This is a genomic window from Pseudomonas sp. PDM03 (assembly GCF_014852385.1).
GTDB lineage: Bacteria > Pseudomonadota > Gammaproteobacteria > Pseudomonadales > Pseudomonadaceae > Aquipseudomonas > Aquipseudomonas migulae.
In genome coordinates, this window is sequence record NZ_JACVBM010000012.1 from 89,142 (window position 1) to 116,134 (window position 26,993).

The 26,993-nt window shown below is 62.3% G+C and carries 21 protein-coding genes; 16 read left to right on the plus strand and 5 right to left on the minus strand.

What is annotated here, in order from left to right:
- Nucleotides 1–15 precede the first annotated feature (15 nt).
- Nucleotides 16–642 (plus strand): isochorismate family cysteine hydrolase YcaC, encoded by a 627-nt coding sequence (gene ycaC / locus IB254_RS17505; RefSeq protein WP_008032694.1) that lies wholly within the window; start codon nt 16–18, stop codon nt 640–642.
- 175 nt (nt 643–817) lie between these two features.
- Here ycaC and IB254_RS17510 read toward each other — a convergent pair whose 3' ends face one another.
- On the minus strand, nt 818–2,254 hold the full coding sequence (locus IB254_RS17510) for a mechanosensitive ion channel family protein (protein ID WP_192418311.1): 1,437 nt from the start codon (nt 2,252–2,254) through the stop codon (nt 818–820).
- Nucleotides 2,255–2,484: 230 nt separating this feature from the next.
- Complete coding sequence (locus IB254_RS17515; protein WP_192418312.1) at nt 2,485–3,504, minus strand: alpha/beta hydrolase; 1,020 nt, start codon at nt 3,502–3,504, stop codon at nt 2,485–2,487.
- A gap of 160 nt (nt 3,505–3,664) precedes the next feature.
- Here IB254_RS17515 and IB254_RS17520 point away from each other — a divergent pair, with 160 nt between their 5' ends.
- The gene (locus tag IB254_RS17520; RefSeq protein ID WP_192418313.1) at nt 3,665–4,561 is read left to right on the plus strand and encodes a LysR family transcriptional regulator; all 897 of its coding nucleotides are present in this window, start codon (nt 3,665–3,667) and stop codon (nt 4,559–4,561) included.
- A 133-nt stretch (nt 4,562–4,694) separates the two neighbouring features.
- Here the strand turns inward: IB254_RS17520 and IB254_RS17525 are convergent, their stop codons facing one another.
- The 3 genes from IB254_RS17525 to gspG all read right to left on the minus strand — a co-directional run bounded on the left by IB254_RS17525 (nt 4,695) and on the right by gspG (nt 7,113).
- On the minus strand, nt 4,695–5,315 hold the full coding sequence (locus IB254_RS17525; RefSeq protein ID WP_192418315.1) for a hypothetical protein: 621 nt from the start codon (nt 5,313–5,315) through the stop codon (nt 4,695–4,697).
- Between the two features lie 148 nt (nt 5,316–5,463).
- Nucleotides 5,464–6,651, minus strand: coding sequence for a type II secretion system F family protein (locus IB254_RS17530; protein ID WP_008043385.1), 1,188 nt, complete (start codon nt 6,649–6,651; stop codon nt 5,464–5,466).
- Between the two features lie 12 nt (nt 6,652–6,663).
- Complete coding sequence (gspG, locus tag IB254_RS17535) at nt 6,664–7,113, minus strand: type II secretion system major pseudopilin GspG (RefSeq protein WP_008043382.1); 450 nt, start codon at nt 7,111–7,113, stop codon at nt 6,664–6,666.
- A gap of 195 nt (nt 7,114–7,308) precedes the next feature.
- On the opposite strand from gspG, the gene IB254_RS17540 reads away from it, so the two are divergent.
- From IB254_RS17540 to IB254_RS17605, 14 genes are all read left to right on the plus strand, one after another.
- Nucleotides 7,309–7,917 (plus strand): lytic transglycosylase domain-containing protein, encoded by a 609-nt coding sequence (locus tag IB254_RS17540; protein ID WP_192418317.1) that lies wholly within the window; start codon nt 7,309–7,311, stop codon nt 7,915–7,917.
- Between the two features lie 308 nt (nt 7,918–8,225).
- Nucleotides 8,226–14,036 (plus strand): manganese-oxidizing multicopper oxidase MnxG, encoded by a 5,811-nt coding sequence (gene mnxG / locus IB254_RS17545; RefSeq protein ID WP_192418319.1) that lies wholly within the window; start codon nt 8,226–8,228, stop codon nt 14,034–14,036.
- 421 nt (nt 14,037–14,457) lie between these two features.
- Complete coding sequence (locus tag IB254_RS17550; RefSeq protein WP_192418321.1) at nt 14,458–16,410, plus strand: YncE family protein; 1,953 nt, start codon at nt 14,458–14,460, stop codon at nt 16,408–16,410.
- 13 nt (nt 16,411–16,423) lie between these two features.
- A complete protein-coding gene (locus IB254_RS17555; RefSeq protein WP_192418323.1) occupies nt 16,424–17,080 on the plus strand; it encodes an SCO family protein in 657 nt (218 codons plus the stop codon).
- A complete protein-coding gene (locus IB254_RS17560) occupies nt 17,077–17,697 on the plus strand; it encodes an SCO family protein (RefSeq protein WP_192418325.1) in 621 nt (206 codons plus the stop codon). The genes IB254_RS17555 and IB254_RS17560 overlap by 4 nt, the downstream gene beginning before the upstream one ends.
- A gap of 9 nt (nt 17,698–17,706) precedes the next feature.
- Entirely contained in the window at nt 17,707–19,257 is a 1,551-nt protein-coding gene (locus IB254_RS17565; protein WP_192418327.1) for an ABC transporter substrate-binding protein, read from the plus strand.
- Between the two features lie 15 nt (nt 19,258–19,272).
- The gene (locus IB254_RS17570) at nt 19,273–20,226 is read left to right on the plus strand and encodes a peptidylprolyl isomerase (protein ID WP_192418329.1); all 954 of its coding nucleotides are present in this window, start codon (nt 19,273–19,275) and stop codon (nt 20,224–20,226) included.
- A gap of 223 nt (nt 20,227–20,449) precedes the next feature.
- The gene (locus tag IB254_RS17575) at nt 20,450–20,983 is read left to right on the plus strand and encodes a response regulator (protein ID WP_008043360.1); all 534 of its coding nucleotides are present in this window, start codon (nt 20,450–20,452) and stop codon (nt 20,981–20,983) included.
- An 84-nt stretch (nt 20,984–21,067) separates the two neighbouring features.
- Nucleotides 21,068–22,774, plus strand: a complete 1,707-nt coding sequence (locus IB254_RS17580) for a GspE/PulE family protein (RefSeq protein ID WP_192418331.1) — start codon at nt 21,068–21,070, stop codon at nt 22,772–22,774.
- Nucleotides 22,755–23,558, plus strand: a complete 804-nt coding sequence (locus IB254_RS17585; protein WP_192418333.1) for a hypothetical protein — start codon at nt 22,755–22,757, stop codon at nt 23,556–23,558. The genes IB254_RS17580 and IB254_RS17585 overlap by 20 nt, the downstream gene beginning before the upstream one ends.
- 1 nt (nt 23,559) lies before the next feature.
- Nucleotides 23,560–24,105: a PilN domain-containing protein gene (locus IB254_RS17590; protein WP_192418335.1), complete on the plus strand. Its 546-nt coding sequence runs from the start codon at nt 23,560–23,562 to the stop codon at nt 24,103–24,105.
- The gene (locus IB254_RS17595; protein WP_008034015.1) at nt 24,092–24,640 is read left to right on the plus strand and encodes a GspMb/PilO family protein; all 549 of its coding nucleotides are present in this window, start codon (nt 24,092–24,094) and stop codon (nt 24,638–24,640) included. The genes IB254_RS17590 and IB254_RS17595 overlap by 14 nt, the downstream gene beginning before the upstream one ends.
- On the plus strand, nt 24,640–25,158 hold the full coding sequence (locus IB254_RS17600; RefSeq protein ID WP_192418337.1) for a hypothetical protein: 519 nt from the start codon (nt 24,640–24,642) through the stop codon (nt 25,156–25,158). Before IB254_RS17595 ends, IB254_RS17600 begins: the two co-directional genes overlap by 1 nt.
- The gene (locus tag IB254_RS17605; protein WP_192418339.1) at nt 25,155–26,993 is read left to right on the plus strand and encodes a secretin N-terminal domain-containing protein; all 1,839 of its coding nucleotides are present in this window, start codon (nt 25,155–25,157) and stop codon (nt 26,991–26,993) included. The genes IB254_RS17600 and IB254_RS17605 overlap by 4 nt, the downstream gene beginning before the upstream one ends.

Consider the following 26,993-nt stretch of genomic DNA (forward strand, 5'->3'; position numbering starts at 1 on the left):
ATCGAGGAGTTTCACATGAGCAACGTTCCGTACAAACGCCTGAACAAAGACGATGCCGTTGTCCTGTTGGTCGATCACCAGACCGGTCTGATTTCGCTGGTTCAGGATTTCTCGCCGAACGAATTCAAGAACAACGTGCTGGCCCTGGGCGACGTGGCCAAGTTCTTCAAACTGCCGACCATCCTCACCACCAGCTTCGAAAACGGCCCGAACGGCCCAATGGTGCCGGAATTGAAAGAGCAGTTCCCGGACGCGCCGTACATCCCGCGTCCAGGCCAGATCAACGCCTGGGACAACGAAGATTTCGTCAAGGCCGTCAAAGCCACCGGCCGCAAGCAACTGATCATCGCCGGTGTGGTGACTGACGTTTGCGTGACGTTCCCGACGCTGTCGGCGCTGGCCGAAGGGTTTGAAGTGTTTGTGGTGACCGACGCTTCGGGTACGTTCAACGAAACCGTGCAACAAGCTGCGTGGGCACGGATGGCGGCGGCCGGTGCACAACTGGTGAACTGGTTCTCCGTGGCGTGCGAGCTGCAGGGCGACTGGCGCAACGACATGGAAGGCCTGGCGAATCTGCTGTCGCCGCGTATTCCCAACTACCGCAACCTGATGAACAGCTACTCGGTGTTGACTTCGAAGTAAGTCCGCAGCCAAAAAAATGCCCGCGATCTGCGGGCATTTTTTTGTGCCTTTTTGATATGGCCACTTTGTGTAGGAGCCGGCTTGCTGGCGATGGCGCCTCTGAAATCGCCATCGCCAGCAAGCCGGCTCCTACAATGTGTGCGGCGTTACATTGGTGGCGTTTTTGCGTACAGCGTTACACCGATTGGCGTTTTTGCAGCCAGCTCAGGAATCCGCCTTTTTTGATCGGCACCGGTTTGGCCAGCAGCGCCAACCGACTGTTCTGCTGCCGTACCGCCTGCAACTTGTTCAACGCCCGACCCACTTCAACCCGCTGTTCCATGCATCTGCGGGTCAGGGATTTGTCGATCCGGTAGATGATGCACGAGGTCAACGCGGTGAATGTGGCCTGCGACGGTGTATCGGTGAGGATGCTCTGTTCACCCATCACCTCGCTCGGCCCCATGCGCCCGGCCTCGGTTTGCCCGGCGCCGTCCGGTACTGTCGCGCTGACCACGCCCGTGGCGATGACCATCAGGCTGTCCGGCACTTCACCCAGTTCCAGCACCACCTGGCCTGCCGCATACTGCTGCGCGACCATCGAACGGGCCATCCGGTCGCGTTCGTCTTCGCTCAGGGAGCGGAAGACTTTCACCTCGTCCAGCAAGGACCGCGCGCGGGTTGTCGGTTCGATCACGCCGTCGAGCTGTCGGGAAATACCCGCCGCTTCGAGGTGCCGATGGGCGAGGTCGAACAGTTGATTGCGCACTTCGCTTTTCTTGCCGAGTTCGGCGATAAACCCGCTGGCCACGTATTCGGACATGGTTTCGCCGGCCTCTTTCAGCACGGCTTTCGGCGCCGGGTTGAGCAGCAGACTGCTGCTGCCTTGCAGCGTGCGGTCCAGTGCCTCCAGCACCCGACGCGGACGGATGTGGTTGGGCACCTGGATGCTGATCGACACGCCATGCATGTTGCCGGGCCGGCTCAGGTTGACGATCTTCGCTTTGGCCGCCACCGAGTTCGGCACCACCGCCGTACTGCCTGCGCTGGTCAGCAAGTGAGTGGCGCGCCAATCGATGTCGAGCACTTTGCCCTCGACGCCGTCGATCACGATCCAGTCATCCACCTGATACGGCTTGGTGGTGTTGAGCACGATCCCGGAAAACACATCGCTCAGGGTGCTTTGCAACGCCAGGCCGACGACGATTGCCACCACCCCGGACGTCGCCAGCAAACCTTTCACCGGCAACTCCAGCACGTAACCGGCTGCGGCGACGATGGCGATCAGAAACACCAGCGCACCGATGACGTCCTGCAGCAACCGCCCGCTGTGCCCGATGCGCCGCATCAGCAGCAGGCCGATGACTTCGGTGAGCACACGTGCGGCGTACAGCCACCAGAGAATCCCCAGCGCCGTCGCGCCCAGTTGCGCCACGCGATCGTCTGCCAACAGCGGCGCCTGCAACGGGCTGACGCCGGCGTTGATGATGAGCGCGCTGAACATCAGAAACAGCGCGAGGCGCACACCGACCCGCGTGACGCGATGCTTGAACGGCGCTACGTGCCAGAGCACGGCGTCGATGACCAGCAACAGCGCACTCCAGGACAGCAGATGACCGTAGATGAGGGACATGGAAGAACTCCGGAATAAGTGTTTTTGTAGGAGCCGGCTTGCCGGCGAAGGCGATCTCAAACCCTGCATCGCTCTCACGGACGCCATCGCCAGCAAGCCGGCTCCTACAATTTGACCGTGTGAACCCGATCCCTTGTAGGAGCCGGCTTGCTGGCGATGGCGGTCAACGATAACGCGTTCATTCAGACTCCCCGCGTCATCGTTAGCGTTCATCGCGAGCAAGCTCGCTCCTACTTCAGATGAGTCTTGAGTTCCAGCGCGGCCTGACGCACCGCCGCTTTCACTTCCGGAATCTGGCTCAGCGGATTGAGCAAGCCGAAGTCGTGGATCATCCCGTTGTAGCGCACCGCCGTGACGGGCACACCGGCCGCATCGAGGTGGCGGGCATAGGCTTCGCCTTCGTCACGCAACACGTCGAACTCGGCGGTCTGCACCAGCGCTGCCGGCAAACCCTTGAGCTCTTCGGCGCTGGCCTGCAACGGCGAGGCGTGGATCTGCGCACGCTCGGCCTGGTCGGTGGTGTAGTTGTCCCAGAACCAATTCATCATGCCTTTGGTGAGGAAGTGGCCTTCAGCAAATTGCTGGTACGAGCCGGTGTCGAACTGCGCGTTGGTCACTGGCCACATCAACAGCTGGAAGCGCAGCGCCGGGGCTTTCTGTTCCTTGGCCATCAATGCCACGACCGCCGCCATGTTGCCACCGACGCTGTTGCCGGCCACCGCGAGACGCTTGCCGTCGACGCCGATGTCCTTGCCATGCTCGGCCACCCAACGGGTCGCGGCGTAGGCCTGGTTGATCGCGGTCGGGTAGTGCGCTTCCGGCGACGGCGTGTAATCGACATACACCGCGACGGCACCGGAGCCGACCACAAGGTCATGAATCAAGCGTTGGTGAGTCGGGTAATCGCCCAGCACCCAGCCGCCACCGTGGAAGAACATGAACACCGGCAACTCACCTTTGACCTTGGCCGGGCGCACGATTTTCAGGTTGATGGTTTGACCATCGACCTTGATTGCACGATCGCTGACGTCCACACCCGACAGATCAACCTTGACCGAGTTTTGCGCACCGGTCAGCACCGCGCGGGCGTCTTTCGGGCTCAACTGCTCAAGCGGTTTACCGCCACCGGCCGCGAGGGCTTCGAGGAAGGCTTGAGTGTTGTGTTCAACGCCTGGGCTGCCAGCGGCAAAGGCGTTGCCGACGGAGAGGGCGAGCAGGGAAGCGGTCAGGGTTTTTTTGACGAGGTTCATGAGCAAATCCTTTTTAATTAATTTGAGATTGGTTACCTAAAGGTCAGGTTGCTGCTGCGCTGGGACTCAGGCCTCAGCAACACCGTGGACACAGATTAATAGGGTGCTCGAAAGGGAAAAAGCGGCTATAAAGCGTTTAACTGTCAACCGGAAAGTGACAATGAACCCGTTCGAAGATATGCGTATTTTTTGCCAGGTCATGGACTCCGGCAGCTTCACCTCGGCCGCCGATCAATTGGGCCTGTCCAAGCAGTTCGTCAGCCGTCGCTTGATGCAACTTGAAGAACGCCTGGGCGTACGTTTGCTCAACCGCTCCACGCGGCGCCTGGACGTCACGCCGCTGGGCCAGAGTTATTACGAGTCGGCGTTGCGCTTGCTCAGCGAAGTCGAGCAGGTGGAGCAGGGCATCGCCGGCCAGACCACCGAACCGCGCGGCACCATTCGCGTGAGCGCGCCGCTGTCGTTTGCGGTGGCACATCTGGGGTGTCTGCTGCCGGTGTTCTTGCAGCGTTATCGCGATGTCACGGTGGAAGTGGATTTGAGCGACCGCCCGGTGGATCTGCTCAGCGAGGGTTACGACCTGGCGTTGCGCATCGGCATCCTCGAAGACTCGACGCTGATCGCTCGCCGCATCGCTTCGATCCAGCGGGTGTATTGCGCCAGCCCGGCTTACCTGGCGGAGCGCGGAACGCCGGGTAAACCCGAGGACCTGCACACGCACGATTGCCTGCCGTATGGCCACGGCCGCCAGGTGCAATGGCGTTTTGAAGGGCAGGGCAAGCCGCTGGCGGTCAACGTGACCGGGCGGATGCGGGTCAACAACGGTGAGTTGCTCAGGGATGCGGCCATTGCCGGGATGGGGATCACGTATCTGCCGACCTTCATTGTCGGGGCGGCGTTGAAGGATGGGCGGCTGGTGCCGGTGCTGGATGATTTTCGCCCACAGCCGCTGACGTTGTCGGCGGTGTACCCGCAGCATCGCCAGAGTTCGCGACCGGTGCAGGCGTTGATCGAGTTTTTGCGTGAGCGGCTGGATCAGGCTGAGGGTGGACTCTAGGTCCACCGCCCCCTGTAGGAGCAAGCTTGCTCGCGAAAGCGGTTTGTCAGACACATTAATGTTGAATGACAGATAGCTATCGCGAGCAAGCTTGCTCCTACAGGGGGCGGTGTTGTCTGTTGGTCAGGGGTGATCAGGACCTTTTGTCATCGCCCGGCTCGCCACCGACGTGCACGCCGTGGTCGTCACCCGGTTCACCGCCGACATGAACGCCGTGGTCATCGCCGATTTCGCCGGCGCGATGAACGCCGCGGTTGTGGCCGACTTCACCGGCATGATGAACGCCGTGGTCGTCACCGATTTCACCGGCATGATGAACGCCACGGTTGTGGCCGACTTCACCGGCGTGGTGAACGCCGTGATCGTCTCCCGGTTCGGCATGGGTGCCGCTGCGACCGGATGAGGCGGTGTTACCGGAATGTCCCGAGCCATGGTCGTTGCCACTGTGACCGCTGCCGCTATTGCCGCCGCCGTTTCCACCGTGACCGCTGCCGCCATTGCCGCCACTGCCACTTCCGCCGTGGCCACCGCCGTTGCCGCCGCCACCGTTTCCACCACCGCCGCCACCGCCAGAGCCACCGCCACCGCCACCGCCGCCAGAGCCACCGCCGCCACCACCACCAGAGCCGCCACCACCCCCACCATCCTTGGCCTGAGCGCTCGATACGCCGGACAGGCTGTCCGGAATCAATACGGTAGACGCCGACAAAACCGCGCCAATAGCTACTGCCAGTAAAAGCTTGTTGATGTGCATGTCGTTCTCCGTCTTCTTATTCAGGTTGGAACGTTGATGAACAATGCAACTTGCTGCTCGATTCAGTGGGAGAACACTGCAACGTTCCGGTTTATTCAGTGGCAACGTCGATGAACGATGAACGGTACGAGTCGACCCTGTCCCGGGGTCAGTGAATGCTCGAGGCCAGTTCGAATATCGGGATGTACATCAGGATCACGATGACCCCGATCAACAGGCCGATGAAGGTCATGAGCAAGGGTTCGAACAAGCGTACGAACCATTCGATCCAGCGGCTGATTTCTTCGTCGTAGAAATCCGCGCTGCGTTCCATCATTTGTCCGAGGTTGCCGGACTGCTCGCCGGCACGCAGCAAGCGCAGGGACACCGGCGTCACGAGGTGATTGAGCTCCAGCGCCGTCGACAGCGATTGCCCCTCGCGCACCCGCTCGCAGGCCTGGTCCAGGCGCACGCGGGAGGCCGCGGTGAGCAGGCCACGGACCATGCCCATGGCGGTGACGAGGGGGATGCCGCCCTGCAGCAGAATCCCCAGCGAGCGATAGAAGCGCGCCAGTTCGTACATGAAGATGCGTTGATGGACTGCCGGGAGTTTTTCGATCACCCGGTCCACGCCCCGGCGAAAGGCCGGTTGGCGCTGGAGGAAGGCGAGGGCGACGACGACCGCCGCCAAAGTGCCGAAGAATTCGCCCTGGTGAGCATGCAGGAACATCCCGCTGTTCATCAGCACTTGTGACAGCCACGGCAGGTTATTGCCCAGCCCTTCGAACACCAGGCTGAAGCGCGGCACCACGTAACCCATCAGAAACAGCACCACGCCACCTCCCACCACCAGCAACAGCATGGGGTAGATCGATGCGCTGACGATCTTCTGTCGAACCTCGTCCATGCGCTGGCGATAGCTGACATAGCGGCCCAGCGCATCGCCCACCGCGCCGGTCTTCTCGCTGGACTGCACCAGGGCCACATAGAGCGGTGGGAAAACCGCCGACAACTGACCCAGCGCCTGGGAAAACGATTTGCCCTCATAAAGCAGGCGCACCAGTTCACTCAAGGTTTTGCGGGCCTGTGGCGCGGTTTCTTTTTCCGCCAGGCTTTCCAGTGCATCGATCAATGGCAGGCCGGCGTTGAGCAGGGTGGTCAGCTCCTGGCTGAACAGCACCAGGTTGAACGTCTCGCGCTTTTGCAGACGCAACGCCCGCCAGTGCTTTTCGGCTTGCAGGCTGACGACCCGCAGGCCCTGGTCTTCGGCAATGCGTCGGGCTTCGCTGTCCCCATGGGCCTCGACTGTCATCGAGACCACGCCGGCCTTGCCGACAGCCTTGAGATGAAAGCGCATGCTCGCCTCCCGTCACTGCCAGCTGGTGATTTCGGCGTTTTCGCCTTCGCCGCCGGGTTGACCGTCCTTGCCCATGGACAACAGGTCGTATTCACCGTTTTCGCCGGGGTAGCGGTAGGTGTAATTGCGGCCCCACGGGTCCTGCGGCAGTTTTTTCGCCAGGTAGGGGCCGGTCCAGCGGGTTTCATCACTGGGCGCGGTGACCAGCGCCTGCAAACCCTGCTCGGTCGACGGGTAATGGCCGACCTCCAGGCGGTACAAATCCAGCGCTTTGCCCAGGCCTTCGATTTGCGCCTTGGCCACCTTCACTTCGGAGCGGCCGAGTTGGGCGAAATACTTCGGCGCGACGATGCCGGCCAACAACCCCAGCACCACCAGCACCACCAACAGTTCGAGCAACGTGAACCCGCGCTGGGCTCGCGGTGAGCCGTTACGCGGGGCACAACACAGACGATGATTCATGATGACCTCACACAGTCGGCAGAAGGGTCGCCACAGAGGCTCATGCAATTGCCATGCTCACCCCCGGACATCCTGCCGCAACCCCTGAATTACTGGCCTTCGCGCTTACGGCACAGTGCTTGCGTATGGCTGGTTCACTACCGGTCATTGGGGCAATAGCCCCATTTTTCGGGGCCGGTCAGGGGAGACAGAATAATGAAAATACTCACCACTGGACTGCTCGGCTGCATGTTGCTGGCAGGCACAGCTCAGGCCGATGTATTCGTTTCCGTGGACAGCAAGGGCAGCTACGTTTTGTCCAATGTCCACCGCCCCGGCCGTACCTATGAACGGGTGATCCACGAGCCTGAATCGGCGCAGGTAAGCCTTGATCAACAGCCACAGATGATTGCCCGGCAACCCTATGCCGAGCTGGTTTCGGCGGCCGCCAAGGCCAATCAATTACCGGCGGCGCTGTTGCATGCGGTGATCCAGGCCGAGTCCCACTACGACTCCGGCGCGACCTCATCGAAGGGGGCTGGCGGGCTGATGCAATTGATGCCCGACACCGCCCGGGAAATGGGCGTGACCAACGTCTATGACCCCAAGGCCAACATTCAGGGCGGGGCCAAATACCTCAAGCGCCTGATGACCCTGTTTGACAACGACATCGCGCTCGCCGTGGCGGCCTACAACGCCGGGCCGCAAGCGGTGCTGAGCCGTGGCGGGGTGATCCCGCCGTTCGCCGAAACCCGCCGTTATGTGCCGAGCGTGCTGCGCCAATATCGCCGCTTGCAAGGCCTGGCCGTGGATGCGCCGCTGTGATGGGTGATGGCCCCACATGTGGGGCAACACATTCATCTGTAGGAGCCGGCTTGCCGGCGAAGGCATTTTCACAATCACCACCTGTCCACAAATCCGATCGCCGGCAAGCCGGCTCCTACAGGTGTGGGCGTCTTGGTGGAATCAGCGGGCAACCCGAATGGTGGGGATTGGGTGGGGAATATCCCCCGACTTATCAAGTCGTTTACGTAACTAGCTGAAAAATAACAAAAAAAATTATGGCATGCGGATTGCTCCAAGGGATTTGTCGAGAATCATTCCCGTGAGTACCCAAAGCGAGGCCCGTGATTATGACCGGCATACCCCACGCTCATCATTTGGTTAACTTGCTGCTGCTTGTTGCACCCCTGTTTGGCATCGAGTTGGCCGAAGCCGCCGTGCGTTGTGAACGAAATCTGGTGGCGAACGTTGTGGCGCTGGATCAACCGCTGATGTTCAACCGCCTCGGCGCACAGAACGCCAACGGCATGATGTTCGCCCTGCGTCGCGATGTGGTCGACGATCACAATGTGTCCTTGGCCTACGGTGGGGCAGCGGTGCCGGGCAAGGTTTCGCTGCGGCCCGACAAGCGTCCGCGTCCATTGGTGTTACGGGTTGCCGCCGGTGACTGTCTGACCATCAATCTGCAGAACCTGCTGGCCTATCAGGCCAACCCCGGCAGCCACGACAGCGGCGAGGAAGAAGAGGGGGAAATCGAGGGCGAGGTAGAAATCGGCAACGCGGAGCAGTTCAAGGTCGATGAGCAGGTCACCGACCGCCACGTCGGCTTTCAGGTCAACGGTCTGCAGGCGGTCAACAGCATTGACGACATTTCGGCCTACACCGGACGCAACCCCAATACGCTGGTCGCTCCCGGCGCGACCCGTTCCTACACCTTGTACGCCGAGCGTGAAGGGGCGTTCGCCGCCAGCAGCCGCGGTGCAACGTTCGGTGGTGAAGGCGATGCGGGCAACGTCGCCAATGGCCTGTTCGGCGAAGTGGTAGTGGTGCCCAAGGGCGGCCGCACCTATCGCAACACCGTGACCGAAGAAGAAATGCGCCTCGCCAGCACTGGCCGCACGCCGGCTGGTCAACCGATTGTCGATTACCAGGCACGCTACCCGCAGCGTGAACCGTGGATTCGTGAAGGCAAGGCCGGCACGCCGATCATCAACATGGTCGACGGCAACGAAATCATCTCCAGCGAGAGCGATGCGATCGTCATGGGCAGCTACGCCGACGGCAGCTTCCCGCCGTCGACCTATCCGCTGGAAGCCATCGGCAAACGCAACCCGGCGCTGCCTAACCGGCTGGAACCGTTCCGCGATTTCGCCTCGCAATTCCAGGATGAAACCGCCGCGACCCAGGCATTCCCCGCGTACTGGGAAGACCCGGTCATGGCCCACGTGCTGGAGCCGACCCGCGATTCGTTCATGATCAACTACGGCTCCGGCGGCATGGGCGCCGAAGTGGTGGCCAACCGGTTAGGCGTCGGGCCGATGCACGATTGCCTGTCCTGCGCCTATGAAGAATTCTTCCTCAGCTCGCACACCGTCGGCGACGTGGCGATGCTGGTGGACGTGCCGGCCAACGCCGGTCTGGAAAGCATCCGGCCGGGCGAAACACCGCGCGCCGATCAGGTCGGGGTCAAGGCGACGATGGCGCTGTATCCATCCGAGCCGTCCAACGTCAACCACAGCTACATCGGTGACTTCGTCAAATTCCGCAACACCCACAACGGCCACGAGCAGCACATCTTCCACTTGCACGGGCACCAGTGGCTGTTCAATCCCAACGACGACAACTCTGACTATGTCGACGCCCAAGGCATCGGGCCGGGCGCCGGCTACACCTATGAAATCGCCAACGGCGGGTCGGGCAACCGTAACCGCGTCGCCGGTGATGCGATCTATCACTGCCACTTCTATCCGCACTTCGCCCAAGGCATGTGGAGCATGTGGCGGGTGCATGACGTGTTTGAAGAAGGCACCCGACTCGAGGTGTCCGAGCAGGGCGCCGACGGTTATCACAGCGAACCTTACGCACTGCGCAGCGGTAAACCGGCCGCTGGCGCCCGGGCCTTGCCCGATGGCGAGATCATTGCCGGTACGCCGATTCCAGCGGTCGTGCCGCTACCGGGCAAAGCCATGGCGCCGATGCCGGGCAAGGTCGTGGTCGTGCCGAAAATCGGCGAGACCCTGGTGGCTGGCAATGACGATGATGAAGCCGGCGACGGTGAGCAAAGCGGTGGCGCCCAGGCCATTGGCTCCCTGGCGCTGGTTGACCGCAGCTACGCCAACCGCAACGCCGACGGCAGCCTGAAAAACCCTGGTTATCCGTTCTGGATCGGCGGCATGGAAAGTTCGGTCGGCCAACGTCCACCAACCCCACCGCTGGACATGCTCGACGCCGCCAAGGCCTATGCCTTGAAAACCAGCGGCAATGCCTTGTGGGCCAACCTCGATCCAGCGCAGTCCGGTGGCTGGGACGGCGGTTTGGGACGCCATTCCCTGGACGGTTTCTCTGCCGGTGGCGAGGCGAACACCGTGACCACCTCGCTGGACTTCTCCAAGGAAGTGACCCGTGCCAAAGCGCTTTACCTGCCGGAAGAGGGCACCGAAGTCGAACAGGCGGCCATGGCCTTCCACGCGAAAAAAGACCACCCGAGCTTCGCCGTGCTGCCCGGCAATCAAATCGTCGCACGCGCCTTCCGCACTAACGGCGCGCTGCCAGTCGCCGGTGCGCCTTTCTACGAACCGTGCATGGACGACCGGCAGAAACGCCTGACCAGCAGCGCCGGCATGGGCGAGTTTTTCAGCGGCGAACGGCTCGACGGCATGTCCTTCAGCGGGGCCTCGACCTTCACGGCTGACCGGCCACGGGTCTACAAAGCGGCGAACATCCAGTTCGACGCGGTCTACAACAAGGTCGGCTACCACTTCCCGCAAGCGCGCATTCTGGCCCTGTGGGAAGACGCGTGGCCGGTGATCACCAAGCAGCGTCCGCCAGAGCCTTTGGTGATGCGCATGAACACCTTCGACTGCGTGCAATACCAGCAAACCAACCTGGTGCCGGCCACCTATGAAATGGACGACTATCAGGTGCGCACGCCGACTGACGTGATCGGCCAGCACATTCATTTGCCGAAATGGGACCTGACGGCGGCGGACGGTTCGGCCAACGGCTGGAACTACGAAGACGGCGTACTTTCCCCAGGTGCGGTGCAAGAACGCATCCACGCCATCCGCGAGTTCAATCAATGCCAGGGCACTGACACGCGTGACGGCACACCGGCCTGCCCGAAAGCTAAAAACCACCCGTACTTCGGCCAGTTTGGCCGGGCCGACTGGGTCGGGGCGCGCACCGCGATGCAGCGCTGGTTTGCCGACCCGGTGGTGAACAGCAAAGGCGTCGACCGTGGCCTGGGGACCATTTTCACCCACGATCACCTCGGGCCATCGACTCACCAGCAGATTGGTCTGTACGCCACGGTGCTGGCTGAACCGGCCGGTTCCACCTGGTTCCACGCCGAAACCGGCGAACCGTTGTACAGCGGCGCGCGCCAGGATGGCGGGCCGACTTCGTGGCAAGCCGTGGTGTCCACCGGCGACCTGGACGGCGACGGCAAGAACGACAGCTTCCGTGAATTCTTCCTTGAGTACAGCGACTTCCAGCATGCCTATGAAGCCGGTGTGTACGTGGGCGCGGGTCCCAATGGTGTGCCGAATCCACAAGCGTTCCCGGCCACCGCGGACAGTTTCCGCTACGCGATCAATCCGCCGGTGCGCAACAACGCCAGCACCCTGTTGGACGGCATTCTCGAAGTGCAGGGCGGTATGGTCCCCGGTTGCCCGAGCCGGCCGTGCCCACAAGCGATCTCGGTCGATGACCCCGGCATGTTCGTGGTCAACTACCGCAACGAACCGCTGGCCCTGCGGGTATACGACCCCTACAAGATCGGCCCGGACGGCAAGCGCGGCATGCAGGCCTACGGCCTCGGCGGCGATCTGGCGTACGCCATGCAAAGCCGAACCGACCGTGCGATCCCGGCGATGAACCAGGCGCCGAACCTGATCACCGCCGCCACCGGCCCGACTGGCGGCACCACCTTGTTCCCGCCGCACATCAACCGTGGCGGCGCGGAACCGGGTGATCCGTTCACGCCGATGCTGCGCACCTACACCGGTGACAACGTGCGGTTGCGGGTGCATGCCGGCGGTCACGAAGAAGAGCACAACGTGACCCTGCACGGGGTGAAGTGGCTGCAAAGCGGCTCCGGTTACGGCAACAGCTCCAACTCGGGTTGGCGCTCGTCGCAAATGATCGGGATCTCCGAGCAGATGGGCTTTATTGCGCCGGTCTCGATGCTGTCCAGCTCGGCGGCGACCACGGGTGATTACCTGTACTCGATGGACGCCTCCCTCGAAGGTTACTGGAGCGGGATCTGGGGCGTGATGCGTAACTACACGGCCCAGCGCAGCGATCTGTTCGCGCTGCCGAACAACCCGAAACCGGCGGGGATGCGCAACACCGTGGCGTTCGACGGTACCTGCCCACGGATCAGCGCCAACCCCAACGGCATCGGCACCCGGCCGACCGTGCAACGCAACTATGAAGTGGTTGCGGCACTGGCCAACGACATTCTCGGCAATCCGCTGAACCTGGTCCTCGGCGATCCGGAGGGCATCGGCCAGCATGTCGGCGGGCCGTTGAATCCGGCGGGCGGCACCCTGGTGTACAACTCGCGGGTGGTCAATATTCCGCAGGTCACGGTGACCGATCCGGAGGATGGCGAAACCATCACCATCGGCGGGCAAAGCGGTCCGCTGCATGACCCGACCGCGATCATTTACGTGCGCAAGTCCGACCTCGACACGGTCACCGGCAAGCTCAAGCCCGGTGTGCCTGTCGAACCGCTGGTGCTGCGCGCAACGGCGGGGGACTGCATCAACATCACCCTGGAAAACCGTCTGCCCATGGTCATGCCGGACCTGACCCAGACGGCGGTGATGCAAGGCATCGTCAAACGCGATCGCAACAGCGGACAGGGCTCGACCACCTTCAGCAACAACCTGATGCGGCCGTCCAGCCACGTGGGCCTGCACGCGCAATTGCTGGCGTACGACATCACCAAATCCGACGGTACCAACGTCGGCGCCAACCCGATCCAGACCGTGCCACCAAGGGTTGGCAACAGCGGCGCCTACCCGACCCGTACGTATCAGTACTACGCCGGGCACCTGGAGCGCGAAGGCAAACCGATCACTCAACTGGGTCGCAACGTCGACAACATCAACGCCACGGCCGTGGAGTTCGGCGGGTTGAATTTCACCCCGGCGGACGTGATCAAGCAACCGCAGAAAGGCCTGGGTGGCGCGATGAGCATCCTGCCGGTCGGCGCTACCTGGGTGGACGACGCGCGCAAAGTCACGGCGACGGTCACCGCACCGGGGCAGACCCCTTACCGCGACTTTGCGATGGTCTGGCAGAAAGCCTTGAACATTCGCTGGGCCAATGGCCGGCCGGTGGAAGGCATCGCTGCCGAAGGCCTCGGTGTGCCGACCGATCCACAGGACAACTCGAGCATGGCCATCAACTACAAGTCCGAGCCGATATGGTTCCGTTTCGGCCTCGCGCCGGATGCGCCGTTCGGTCACGCCGACGGCGCGGGTTACGGCGACGTGCCCAACGCGCACATGGCGTACAGCAATGCGCTGGTGGGCGGCGATCCGCAGACGCCGGTGCTGTATGTGAAACCGGGGCAACCGTTCCGCACGCACATCCTGATGCCATCCGGGGGTAGCCGCGGCACGACGTTCCAGCTGGACGGCCACGTCTGGTCGGTCAACCCGTTCCAGTCGGAGAAGAGTGACACCGGCGGTTATCCGATGAGTACGCCTGGCGTGGGTTCGGTGCGGTTCGGGTTCAACCCGATGTCGATGTACATCGGCGCCCACGAAAGCATCCTGCCGGCGGCGCATTTCAGCTTCATGCACCCGAGTGCCGGGGGCAGCAACGCGATACCGGGCGACTACCTGTTCCGCGATTACGGCGCCTACGGCAATACCGCCGGGCTCTGGGGCTTGTTGCGAGTGACCAACGAACCTGAACCGGCACCGTAGACGTTGTGCGACACCAGCCCTGTAGGAGCGAAGCTTGCTCGCGAAGGGGACACCTCGGTTGTAGGTGGTATGGCGGATGGCGCCTTCGCGGGCAAGCCTCGCTCCTACAAGGGATCGGGTTCACAAGGTTCAACTGTAGGAGCTGGCTTGCCAGCGATGGCGGTCGTGAGATTGATGCAAGGCGTGAAGGCCTCATCGCCAGCAAGCCGGCTCCTACAAGGGATTGGGTTCGCACAGGGCAAATTGTAGGAGCTGGCTTGCTAGCGATGGCGGCCGAGGGATTGATGCAAGGCGTAAGGGCCTCATCGCCAGCAAGCTGGCTCCTACAAGGGATTGGGTTCACAAGGTTCAACTGTAGGAGCTGGCTTGCCAGCGATGGCGGCCGCAAGACAGGCGCAGATCTGTAAGGGGAGAAGGTGACATGAACAGGACTACTGCAATTGCGGGTTGTGCGCTGGTTGTCGGGCTGGCGTTGATCTGGCTGGGTGTCTGGCGCACGACTCCGCCCGACATGCTCAGCGAGATAGCGCTACCGGACACCTGGAGCGGTCAGACGCTGGAGCGTGACGGCGTGTCTGTAACCTTGCAAATGCAGCCATTGGCCGAGGACGGTGTGCTGCGCGAAGGCGAGTTTGCCGACGTGCTCTTCCGGGTCAGTGACAGCGCTTCGGGCCAACCCTTTTCCGGCGCCAATCCCGGTGCCTGGCTGGACCCGGAAACCGTTGCCGCCGACCTGGCCCAGGGCCGTGACCGGAGCTGCAAATCCCGGGTCGGGGTGTTCCTGAAATCGAGCATCGGCGCACGGCCGCTGCTCGACCTGAACAGCTATTTCCTGCTGGTGATGAACCGTGATGCCAGCGTCTCCGTGGTCGACCCCTCGGTCTCGGTGGGCGGCATCACCAGCACCATGGCCCGCATCGACCTCAAGCGGCCGCCGATGGATTGGGTCACACCGAAGGACAACAAACGCGTATTCATCTCCATGCCCACCGCCGGCGAAGTGGCGGTGATCGACAGCGAGCAGTTCAAGTTGATCGCCTCGGTGGCCGCCGGCACCCACCCGGTGCGCGTAGCGTTGCAACCGGACGAGCGCCTGCTGTGGGTCGGCAACAATGCGCCGAAGGCCGAAGCGTCCGGGGTCACCGTGATCGACAGCCAAAGCCTGAAGCCGCTCAAACACCTGGCCACCGGCGCCGGGCATCATGAAATCGCCTTCAGCAAAGACAGCCGGTTTGCCTTCATCACCAACCGCGACGACGGCACGCTGAGCATCATCGACATCGCCAGCCTGACCCTCAGCAAGCAACTCAAGACCGGCTCGCATCCTTTGTCGGTGGCGTATTCGCCGCTGTCCCAGGCGGTGTATGTCGCCGACGGCAAGGACGGCACCGTGACCGTGGTCGATACCGCCAGCCTCGACGTGCGCCGGGTGATCAAGATGAAACAGGGCCTGGGCCCGATGGGCTTCAGCGCCGACGGACGATTTGGCATCGTCCTCAACACCCTGGAAAACCAGGTGGCCGTGATCGATACCGCCACCGATTCGCTGGTCCATGAACTGGACGTGTCCGCCGAACCGTATCAACTGGTGTTTACCAAGGCTTACGCCTATGTGCGCGGACTGGCGTCGCCCAAGGTGACGATGATCAACCTGTCGTCGCTCGGTGAAGGTCGCCAGCCGATCAGTCAGGGTTTCGAGGCCGGACCCCAGGCGCCACGGCTGGCCGGTGATTTGCCGCTGGCGTCGAGCCTTGCGGTATCGCGGGACGACAACGCGGTGTTTGTGGTCAACCCGGTGGACAACACCACCTATTTCTATGCCGAAGGCATGAACGCACCGATGTCCGGTTACCCCAATCGCGGGCAAGTGGCGCGGGCGGCGATGGTCATCGACCGCAGCCTGCGCGAAGTCGAACCGGGGCTGTACAGCGCGCGGGTCAAACTGCCACCGGCAGGGCGATTCGACGTGGCGTTCCTGCTCAATCAACCGAACATCATCCATTGCTTCACGACGCTGGTTGAACCGGATACCCGTATCACCCGACACCCCGGCGTACCGAAAGTCGAATTCCTGCTCGACAACGCCACCGCCGCCCTCGGCAGCCCGTACACCGTGCGATTTCGCATCGTTGAGGGCCAACAGAAAGCCCAGCGCAGCGGCGTGAAAGACGTGCAGGTGCGCTACTTCCGCGCCCCGACTTCGCGGGCTCGGGAAGTCGCGGCCCTTGAGGTCGGCAACGGAATCTACGAAGCCCCAGTGACGCTCGACCAGAACGGCGCCTGGTACCTGCACGTGCGTGCGGCGTCCCTTGGCGCGAATTTCGATGACAAGACCTTTGCCAGCGTTCGGGTCCTGCCCGGCGATGCCCGTTGAAGAGGAAATTGACATGAACCGATTCGCACACCGTGGACTGCTGACGTTCTGCCTGTTGACCATCGGCGTGGGGCAAGCCCTGGCGCACTCGACGGATGAACACGCCGGGCACGACATGCCGGCCAAAGGCGCCCGTTCGGAAAGCGCCCAGGTCAAATTCGCCGACGTCGCGCTGGTGGACCAGAACGGCAAACCGGTGCGTCTGGAGAAGGATCTGGTGACCAACAAAATCGTGGTCATGAGCTTCATTTACACCAGTTGCACCACGGTGTGCCCGGTGGTGTCGTCGATCATGGGCAAAGTGCAGAAACAGCTGGGCGCGCGGGTGGGCACCGAGGTGCAACTGGTCTCGATCAGCATCGACCCGCAGCGCGATGACGCCAAACGCCTGAACGACTACGCCCGCAGCTTCCAGAACGGTCCGGGCTGGAGCTGGCTGACCGGCAGTGCGCAATCGATCGACGCCACCCTCAAAGGCCTCGGTACGTTCAGCGGCGACTTCAAGAACCACCAGCCGCTGATTCTCGTCGGCGACGGCAACAGCCGCCACTGGACGCGCTATTACGGCTTCACCGACCCGACCGTACTGACCCGTGAAGTGGAGAAACTCAGCGGTCAGCGCAACAGCCACGCCAAACACACCGCCATTGCCATGGAGCAGCAACCATGAGAGTCATCGACTGGGTTGCGTTGAGCCTGTGCTTCTGGATTTTCAGCTCGTTGGCCTTCGCTCACGAAGGGCACGAAGAACCCGCACCCGTCGTGGCCAGCGCGCAACCGGCGAGCGGCACGCGCGATGCGAAAACCTGGTTCACCGACACGCCGTTGCAGGACCAGAACGGCGAGACCCTGCGCTTCTACAGCGACGCGCTGCATAACCGCGTGGTGCTGCTGAACGTGATTTTCACCAGTTGCACGGATGCCTGCCCGCTGATCACCCGCAAGCTCAAGGAAGTGCGTGAGTTGCTGGGCGACAAAGCAGACGGCATTACCTTTATCTCCCTTACCAGTGATCCGCTGCGGGATACCCCGGCGGTACTCAAGGCTTACACCTTGAAGCAGGGCGTCAATGGCCCCCACTGGCTTTTTCTCACTGGCGACAAGGCGCAAATGGATCTGGTGCTGGGGCGCATCGGCCAGATCGTGCCGACTCCCGAGCAACATTCAACGCAACTGATTGTGGGTGACGTGGCCAACAAACGCTGGAGCAAAATCCGCCCCGATGCCCCGGCCGCCGCCATTGCCCAGCGCTTGCAATTGCTGACAATGCCCGTGGCCGGTCGCTGAGCCCGCACCATGAAAATCTCCCTGATCCTCGGCCTGTTCCTGATCGGCAATCTTCATTGCGCGGCCGATACGTTGCCCTTGAACCCTGACGAAAGTGCTGGCAAACGGCTGTACCGCGAGGGTGTGTCGGGCAGCGGTGAACCGATCATGGCGCGTATCGGGGCGACGGGCATGTTGCTGCCGGCCACCAGCCTGCCGTGCGCCAACTGCCACGGCGCCGATGGCCTGGGCCGGCCCGAGGGCGGGGTGCGTCCACCCGATCTGAGCTGGTCGCGGCTGACCAGCACCTATGGCCAACGGCACGTCAATGGCCGCAACTACCCGGCGTACACCGACGGCACCCTGGCGCGGGCGATTCAGGAGGGGCGCGATTCCGCCAACAATCGCCTCGACCCGGCGATGCCGCGGTTCGTGCTATCGATGAAGGATCAACGCAACCTTACGGCCTACCTCAAGCGCCTGGCTGATGAGCGCGACCCCGGCCTGACGCCTGACAGCCTGCACCTGGGCACGTTGTTGCCGAGTCAGGGACCGTTGGCGGAAGAGGGCGCGACGGTGGCCGCGGTACTCAAAGGCAGCGTGGCGCGCATCAACAAGGCGGGGGGGATTCATGGCCGGCAGTTGCGCCTGACGATCCTCGACCCGGGGCCGGACCCTGTCAGTGCCGGGCGGGCGCTGGATCAGTTGATCTATCAGGAGCAGGTGTTTGCCCTGATCGCGCCACTGGCGCCGGCGCTCGATACGCAACTGGTTTCGCGTCTGGAGCAGGCGGGCATTCCGTTGATCGGTCCGCTCTCGTTGCAGGGTACGGCGCAGAGCAGTCGACAGATTTTTGAACCGATGCCAGGGGTGCGCGAGCAACTGATCGCCCTGGCCGATTACGCCACCGGGAGTTTGCGCGTGCTCCAGGGCCCGACGCTGATTACCTACACGGACGATCCCGGTCAACGACTGGCGGCTCATACCCTGCGTCAGTATCTACAAGATCACGCCTGGCAAAATGTCAGCCTGCAGGTCTACGACCCGGTAAAGGACCAACTGCCGCTGGGCTCGCGCTCGTTGTTTTACCTGGGCTGCGGTAGCGATTTCAGCCTGCTCGCCGAAAGGTTGCAGAGGGCGGGGCAGGTTCCTTACCTGTTCGCCATGGCGAATCAGGTGGCGGGTGACCTTTTGCGAGTGCCCAGTGGTTTTTCCCGGCGGTTGTTCTTGTCCTATCCGTTCGTGCCCAGCGACTGGACCCTGGCCGGGCGCCTGGCCCTGATCCAGTTGCGCGAACAGCAGGGGCTCGGTGGCCAGCACGCGGTGCTGCAAGTCGGCGCGTTCAGTTCGATGCTGCTGCTCAGCGAAGGCATGAAGCAGGCCGGGCGCGACGCCAGCCGCGAGAAGCTGATCTATGCGCTGGAAGGCCTGCATGACTTCGACACCGGGCTGACCCCGCGCCTCAACTTCGGGCCGGGCCAGCGGCTGGGCTTGAGCGGCGCGCATATCGTCACCGTGGATTTGCCCGACCAGCGCTTCTACCTGGTCGCCCCTTACAAGCCCATTACCGCGAAACCCTGACCGGAGGCCTCGATCATGACGCTCAAGACTCTGTTGATCCTGCTGACCCTATGGCTGCCCGTGGCGTTCGGCAGCAATGGGCCGGTCGCCGCGCGGGTCAATGGCGAGGAGATTTCCCAGTTCCGCCTCGAACGCTATTTTGCCGAGTACCTGGAGGACCAGGGCCGGGCGCTGGGCAGCATTCGTAATCCCAAGGCGTACAAGCAACTTCGGCAAAAGGCGCTGGACGCATTGATCGACCGCGAGTTGCTGTGGCAGGAAGCGGTCAAGCGTGGGGTGGTGATCAGCGATGCCACCGTGCAACGCCAGGTTGAACAGACCCGGCAGGCCATTGGCGGTGCCGAGAAATTCGCTCGACGCCTGGAAGACGCAGGTTTCGACGAGGCCGGTTTTATCGAATACACCCGCCGTGAACTCGCGGCTCAGCAGGTGTTTGCCGAGCTGACCAGCGTCGAGGGGCCGGACGAAAAACAGGTCCGCGCGTTCTATGAAGAACACCGCGCGCAGATGAGCCAGCCCGAAGCGGTGCAGGCGCGGCACATCCTGATCAAGGTTGCTCAGGACGCCGATGCCGCCACAGTCGAAGCGGCGCGGCTACGCTTGGTGCACATGCAGGCGACAATCCGCCAGGGCGCGGACTTCGCCAGTGTGGCCCGGACGGGGTCCGAAGATGCCTCGGCGAACGAGGGCGGAGATCTGGGCTATTTTCCACGAGGACGCATGCTGCCAGCGTTTGAAGCGGCAGCCTTTGCCTTGGCACCGGGCGCAGTGAGTGAGCCGGTTCGCACGCCACTGGGCTGGCACTTGATCCAGGTGCAGAACCACAGGGAGGTGACCGATGTCACAGAGGTGCAAGGGCTTGAGATGGTCAGGGCGTACCTCGACCGACAGCAACAGGCTCAGGTGCGCCTGCAGGTTTTGGCGCAATTGCGATCGCGTAATCGAATCGAACGAATTGACGATGAATGAAGGTTCCCCCCCAATAGTGGGGAAAAGCTTCAGGGCAATTCCGTGTGCGCCCCCGTCTTTGGGGGGGCGGTGTATTTGGGCGGAAAGGCTTTTTTATGAAAATCAAACACATGCAGTGGTGAAACACCCGGCACCCAGCCTGGCATGAAGTGTGCGTTAGCCTCGGTAAGGCGAGCACTCTGCCAGGTTCGGAACTCGGGCCTGCGGTTTCAAGGAGTCCACCTTGTTAAACAAAGTACTGGTTGTCGATGACGAACAGCTTCTTGCACAAAACCTCAAGGATTACCTTGAGGCGCAAGCACTGGACGTCCGGGTTGCACATGACGGTGCGGCGGCTATCGGCGAAGCCGAGCAGTTTGCACCCGATGTGATGGTGTTCGATTACCGCTTGCCCGATATGGAAGGCTTTGAGGTGCTCGATGCCATCCGCCGGAACAGGAACTGTCATTTTGTGCTGATTACCGGGCACCCGACCGCTGAAGTCTGTGAGCGGGCCCGGCAGGTGGGAGTCAGCCATATCCTGTTCAAACCGTTTCCAATGGCGGAACTGGCCCGTGCAGTCTGTGACCTTCTGGGGATGGAGCGCGAACCCAAAGCAGGCGCGCGCACATCCGAGGGGTTTGTCGAACGACGCCAGAGCAGGACCGAGAGTTTCCCGCTGCAGTTGTACGATGGCAGTTGGGTGCTGGCGGATCGTCGACGCAATCCCTCGACGTCCAAGGCACCAGACGACGAACAATTGCTCACCGGGGAGTAGTGGCGCGACCAGCCGTTGCGGTAACCGCCGTAATTGCTCGCCGCGTCGACAGGGCTCAAAGCCCCCGGCGTTGGAGAGCAAGCCATGGACCGTCTATCCCTTACCGTCGAACCGGCGCAGTTGGAATCCGTACCGTCGCGCTTTTCCAGTGAGCAATTGGCCCAGGCCCGATCACTGGCCGCCAGTTCCGGCGAGCGGATGCTCGAAGCCCTCGGGGTGTTGTGCGAACTGGCCCCCATGCCCTTCATCCAGTGCCTCGGCGCCACCCTGCATTATCCGGTGCTCGACACCGACAACCTGTTCAAGTCCACTCCCGTATTCGACAGGGTCACCCTGGCCCAATGCCTCAAGCGCGAATTCATCCTGTTGCGCCACGACGAGGAGATCATCGGCGTGTTCGCCGACCCGTTCGACACGTCGCGCCTGGCCTGGATCGATGACTGCCTGCACGGTGCGCCCCTGTATCTGGTGCATGCCGACGACCTGAAAGCCTATCTGGCACGTCACGAAGAGAGCTTCCATGCGGTGGAATCGCTCAACGCCCAGGCCGATGCCAACATCGAAACCGACACCCTGCAAAGCCTGTCCCTGACCAGCATCAGCGAAGACGCCAGCGTCGTCGTCAAACTGGTCAACTCGACGCTGTACGACGCCTTGAAAATGCACGCCAGCGATATCCATTTGGGCACCACCGGCAGCGGCCTGGTGATCAAGTACCGCATAGACGGCGTGCTCAACAACATCAGCAAGATCCAGGGCAGCGAGTTTGCCGAGCAGGTGATTTCCAGGGTCAAGGTCATGGCCGAACTGGACATCGGCGAGAAACGCGTGCCTCAGGACGGTCGCTTCAAGATCGGCATCAGTGGCCGGCAGATCGACTTCCGAGTCTCGATCATGCCGAGCATCTTCGGTGAAGACGCGGTACTGCGGGTGCTCGACAAACAGGACCTGGCGGACAAGGTCTGCGGTGTGCAGTTGCAGGCCCTGGGCTTTGAAGACGAAACCCTGCGCCAACTGCGCAGGCTGGCCGCCGAACCCTACGGCATGGTGCTGGTGACCGGCCCGACCGGCAGCGGCAAGACCACCACGCTGTACGCGATGATCACCGAGATCAACCACGGCGTGGACAAGATCATCACCATTGAAGACCCGGTGGAGTATCAGTTGCCGGGCGTGCTGCAAATCCCTGTGAATGAAAAGAAAGGCCTGACCTTCGCTCGTGGCTTGCGCTCGATCCTGCGTCATGACCCGGACAAGATCATGGTCGGTGAAATCCGTGACCCCGACACCGCGCAGATCGCCGTGCAATCGGCGCTCACCGGCCACCTGGTGTTCACCACGATCCACGCCAACAACGTGTTCGATGTCATCGGCCGGTTCACCCAGATGGAAATCGATCCCTACAGCCTTGTCTCGGCACTCAATGCCGTGCTGGCGCAGCGCTTGATCCGTCTGGTCTGCACCAGTTGCAGCGCGCCGTGCACCCCGACCGATGACGAACTGCTCGCTTCGGGACTCGACCCCCACAACGTCGATCACTTCCACTTCGTTCACGGCAAGGGCTGCGGGCATTGCCGGGGCACCGGTTATCGCGGACGCACGGCGATCGCCGAGCTGCTGCACCTGGACGACGAGCTGCGGCAGATGATCGTCGAGCGCCAACCGATTTCGAAAATCAAAACCCATGCGTGCAAACGTGGCTTGCGCTTGCTGCGTGAGTCGGCGCTGGAACTGGTTCAGGAAGGGCGCACCACGCTCGAGGAGATCAATCGTGTCACTTTTGTCTCGTGATCGTTTTATCGCCGTGCTCGGCGCCAGTGGGGTCGGCCTCGGCCAGCGTCGTGGCAGCGAAACCTTGTGGCTGGGCAGCGTCGGTTTTATCGACGAAGGCTTCCACGCCTGGGCGGTGGCGCTGGACACCCTCGATCATCTGCTGGCCGATCACACCCACGCCGGTGCCGAGTTGAGCGTGGTGATTTCCGGGCATTTCAGCCGTTTCTGCCTGGTGCCCTGGAGCGAGCAGATCAGCAGTCCAGACGAATTGCTCGGGTTTGCCCGGCTGTGCTTCGAAGACCTTTATGGCGTGCCGACGCAACCCTGGAGCCTGGTGCTCTCGCCGGAACCGGCCGGCTACGACCGGGTCGCCAGCGCACTGCCGCAGGATTTGCTGACGCGTCTGCGCACCCTGGTCAGCGCCCGGGGCCTGCGCCTGCGTTCGGTGCAGCCGTACCTGATGACGGCGTTCAACCACTTCGATAAAAGCCTCGAAACCGGCGACTTCCTGTTCGTGGTCGCCGAGCCGGTACGCAGCGTATTGCTGCTGGCCCGGGAAGGCCGCTGGGCCTCGGTGCGTTCGGTGGGCACCGGCGACAGCGACGCCGCACTGACCGCGTTGATCGGTCGTGAAAGCCAATTGCAGGCCTCCACCAGCGAGCGGCCACTGAACGTTTACCTGCATGCGCCCGCGCGTATCGATGTGCAACCCGACATTCCCGGCGTGCACTTGCGCACCCTTGAAGAAGACCGGACAACCGTACGCGATGGCTTGTACGTCATGTCCCGGGCGGTGGCCTGACATGCGCGCCCTGATGCTCGACTTTCAGCCGCGCCGCCGCTCGGGCCCCCTGGGCTGGAGCCTGCTGGCCGTGGGCGTGGTGTTGAGCCTGATTTGCGTGCTGGTTCAGCAACACCTCAGTGATCAGACCGCGCAACAACAGGGCCATCTGCAAACCGCCCAGCGCGTCCTCACCGGCGACGATGGCGGCGCGGTCAGCCTGACCCCGGCGCAAATCCGCGAGCAGGCACAAAACCTCGCCGAGATGCGCAAGGTCTCGCAGCAACTGCGCCGGCCGTGGGAGCGCCTGTTCGCCATGCTCGAAGCTATGCCCCGGGGCGATATCGCCTTGCTGACCCTGACCCCCGATGCACGCAAAGGCCAGGTGCGCATCAGCGCCGAGGCGAAAGACCTCGACGCCATGCTCGACTTCCACCGCAACCTCGAGGCCAGCGACGAGCTGTCCGATGTGTCGTTGCTGAGCCACGAAATCGTGGCCAACGTGCCCGAGCACCCGGTGCAATTCAACCTGTCGGCTACCTGGGAGATTGGCGATGCAAATCCCTAGACTGATCGTCCACGAATACCTGCAAGGCCTGGGCATTCCCGGTCTGGCAGGGATGGCGCTGCTGGCGTTGGCATCGGTCTATGGCCTGGCGGGCTTGATGCCGGACTGGCAGTCGCTGCAACAGCTCAGCCAGCAGACCCGCGAAGCCGGTGAATACCTGGCCAGGGTTGAAGACGGCAGCGTCGCCGCGCCGGTGGTGCCACAACGTCAGCTCGACGACTTCCGCAGCAAGCTACCTTCGCAGCCGCAAGCCACGGTGGCCATCGACAAGATCTACGCGTTGGCGGCCCAGGAACACATCACCCTGGCACGCGGTGAATATGCCCTGGGTATCGACCCCAAGACCCATCTGGCGCGCTATCAGATTCTGCTGCCGGTGCGTGGCAGCTACCCGCAACTGCGGCGCTTCCTGCATGCCTTGCTCGGTCAGTTGCCGGCGGTGGTGGTGGAGGACGTGGAGTTCCAGCGTAAAAAAATCGCCGACACCGACCTGACCGGGCGGATCCGCATGACCCTCTACCTGTCGAGGTCATGATGAATACCAAACGCGTAGCGGGGTGGGTGGGGTTCTTCGGCGTAGCGGCGGGGCTGGCCTGGTTGCCCGATTACTGGATGTCGGCGGACGACGGTGAGGCGGCCATCACCGTCGTGGCCACGGCGGCCAACAGCAAAACCCGCGGTGCTCTGCCTGCCGCGCCAGCCACCGGCAAAACCGCTGTGATCAAGGACTTGAGCCCGGCGGGCGACCTGTTCGCCGCCCGCAGCTGGAAGGCTGAACCGACGCTCGCAAGCGTCACCGAACAACCCGTCAACGTGACCCCGGTGGTGACCGTCCCCAGCGCGCCGCCAATGCCTTTCCAGTTTATCGGGCGCATGGATGATCGTTCAGACCAGCAAGTGTTTCTGCTGAGCGGAGAAAAAATATACGTCGTACGCAAAGGGGATGTGATCGACGAAACCTGGCGGATCGTGGGCATTTCCGATGTGGAACTGAGCTTCGTCTACCTGCCTTTGCATTTGTCCCAGACCTTGTCTATGGGGAGCACGCCATGAATAGATCCCGTTTGCTGATGAGCTTTTGCTGTGCGTGTGCCGGGCTGGTGGCGTGCAGTTCTGCCCAGGTCGCCAACAAGGAAGCGTCCGAGCTGATCGAGCAGGGACAATACGAGGCCGGCCTGGCGCGTATTGAAGAAGGGCTGCGGGAAAACCCTCGAAATACCGAACTGCACCTGGCCCGCAACTCCGCCCACGCCAAGGCGATTACCGCGCTGCTGACCGAGGCTGACACCGACCGTTCGCACCGGGACTTCGCCGCCGCGCGCGTCAGCTACAACCGGGTGCTGACCATCGAGCCGAACAACCGGCGTGCCCAGGATGCAATGCGCCAGCTCGACTACATGCGCAGCCTCGATGAAAAGCTCGAGCTGGCCCGTGGCGACTTGCGTCGCGGCGACATCTACGGTGCCGACCGTCAGGTCAAACAGATCCTCGAACTGGACCCGAAGAATGAAGGCGCCCTGGAACTGCAAAGCAGCATCCGTCTGGTCCAGAGCCGCAACGTCATCCCGTACCCACAACTGCGCACACGCCTGGAACGGCCCGTGACCCTGGAGTTTCGCGACGCCAACCTGAAAACCATTTTCGAGGTGCTGTCCCAGGTCGCCGGGTTGAACTTCATCTTCGACAAGGACCTGCGCCCGGACATGAAAGCCACGATCTTCGTGCGTGACGTGCGCATCGAAGACGCCGTGGAACTGCTGCTGCAACAGAACCAGTTGCATCAAAAAGTGGTGAACGAAAACACCTTGCTGATCTACCCGGACTCACCGCAAAAGCTCAAGGATTACCAGGAGTTGGTGATGCGCACCTTCTACCTGACCAGCATCGATGCCAACACCGCGCTGAACATGATCAAAACCATGCTCAAGACCCGCGACGTGTTTGTCGATGAGCGCCTCAACACCCTGACCATGCGCGACTCCGAAGACGCGATCCGCATGGCGGAAAAACTCCTGCAATCGCAAGACCAGTCCAACCCCGAAGTGGTGCTGGAAGTGGAGGTGATGGAGGTTGCCACCCAACGGATTCTCGACCTCGGCCTGCAATGGCCGAACACCTTCGGCGTGGTCAACGGCGACGGTTCGCCGGTGCAGATTCTCGATCAATTGAAAGGCATCGACTCCAGCCGGATCACCATCTCGCCTTCGCCGCAAGCCAAGATCAATGCCCAGGACAACGACATCAACACCCTGGCCAGCCCGGTGATTCGTGTCAGCAACCGCGAGCAGGCGCGCATCCACATTGGTCAGCGCGTGCCGATCATCAGCGCCACGTCGGTGCCGTCGACCCAAGGCCCGGTGATCACCGAAAGCGTCACTTACCTGGACGTCGGTCTGAAGCTGGAAGTGCAGCCGACCGTGCACCTGAACAACGAAGTGGCGATCAAAATCGCGCTGGAAGTGAGTAACGCCACGCCCCTGGAACCGACCCGCCAGGGCACGATTCCGGTGCAGGTCGATACCCGTAACGCCCAGACCACCCTGCGCCTGCATGACGGCGAAACCCAGATTCTCGCCGGCCTGATGCGCAATGACCATGGCGCCACCGGCAACAAGATTCCGGGGCTTGGCGACATTCCTGGCCTGGGCCGGTTGTTCGGCAGCAACAAGGACAACGTCAGCAAATCGGAGCTGGTGCTGTCGATCACGCCACGGATCGTGCGCAACCTGCCGTACCAGAGCCCGTCGGACATGGAATTCCCGACCGGCACCGAAACCAGCATGCGCATTCAGGCACCGGACCGGCAGATGGAACCGCCCATTCAGAACGAGCACATCGATCGGCCGGTGGCGGCCTCAACCACTCAAGTGTTTATCGAGAAGCCTTGA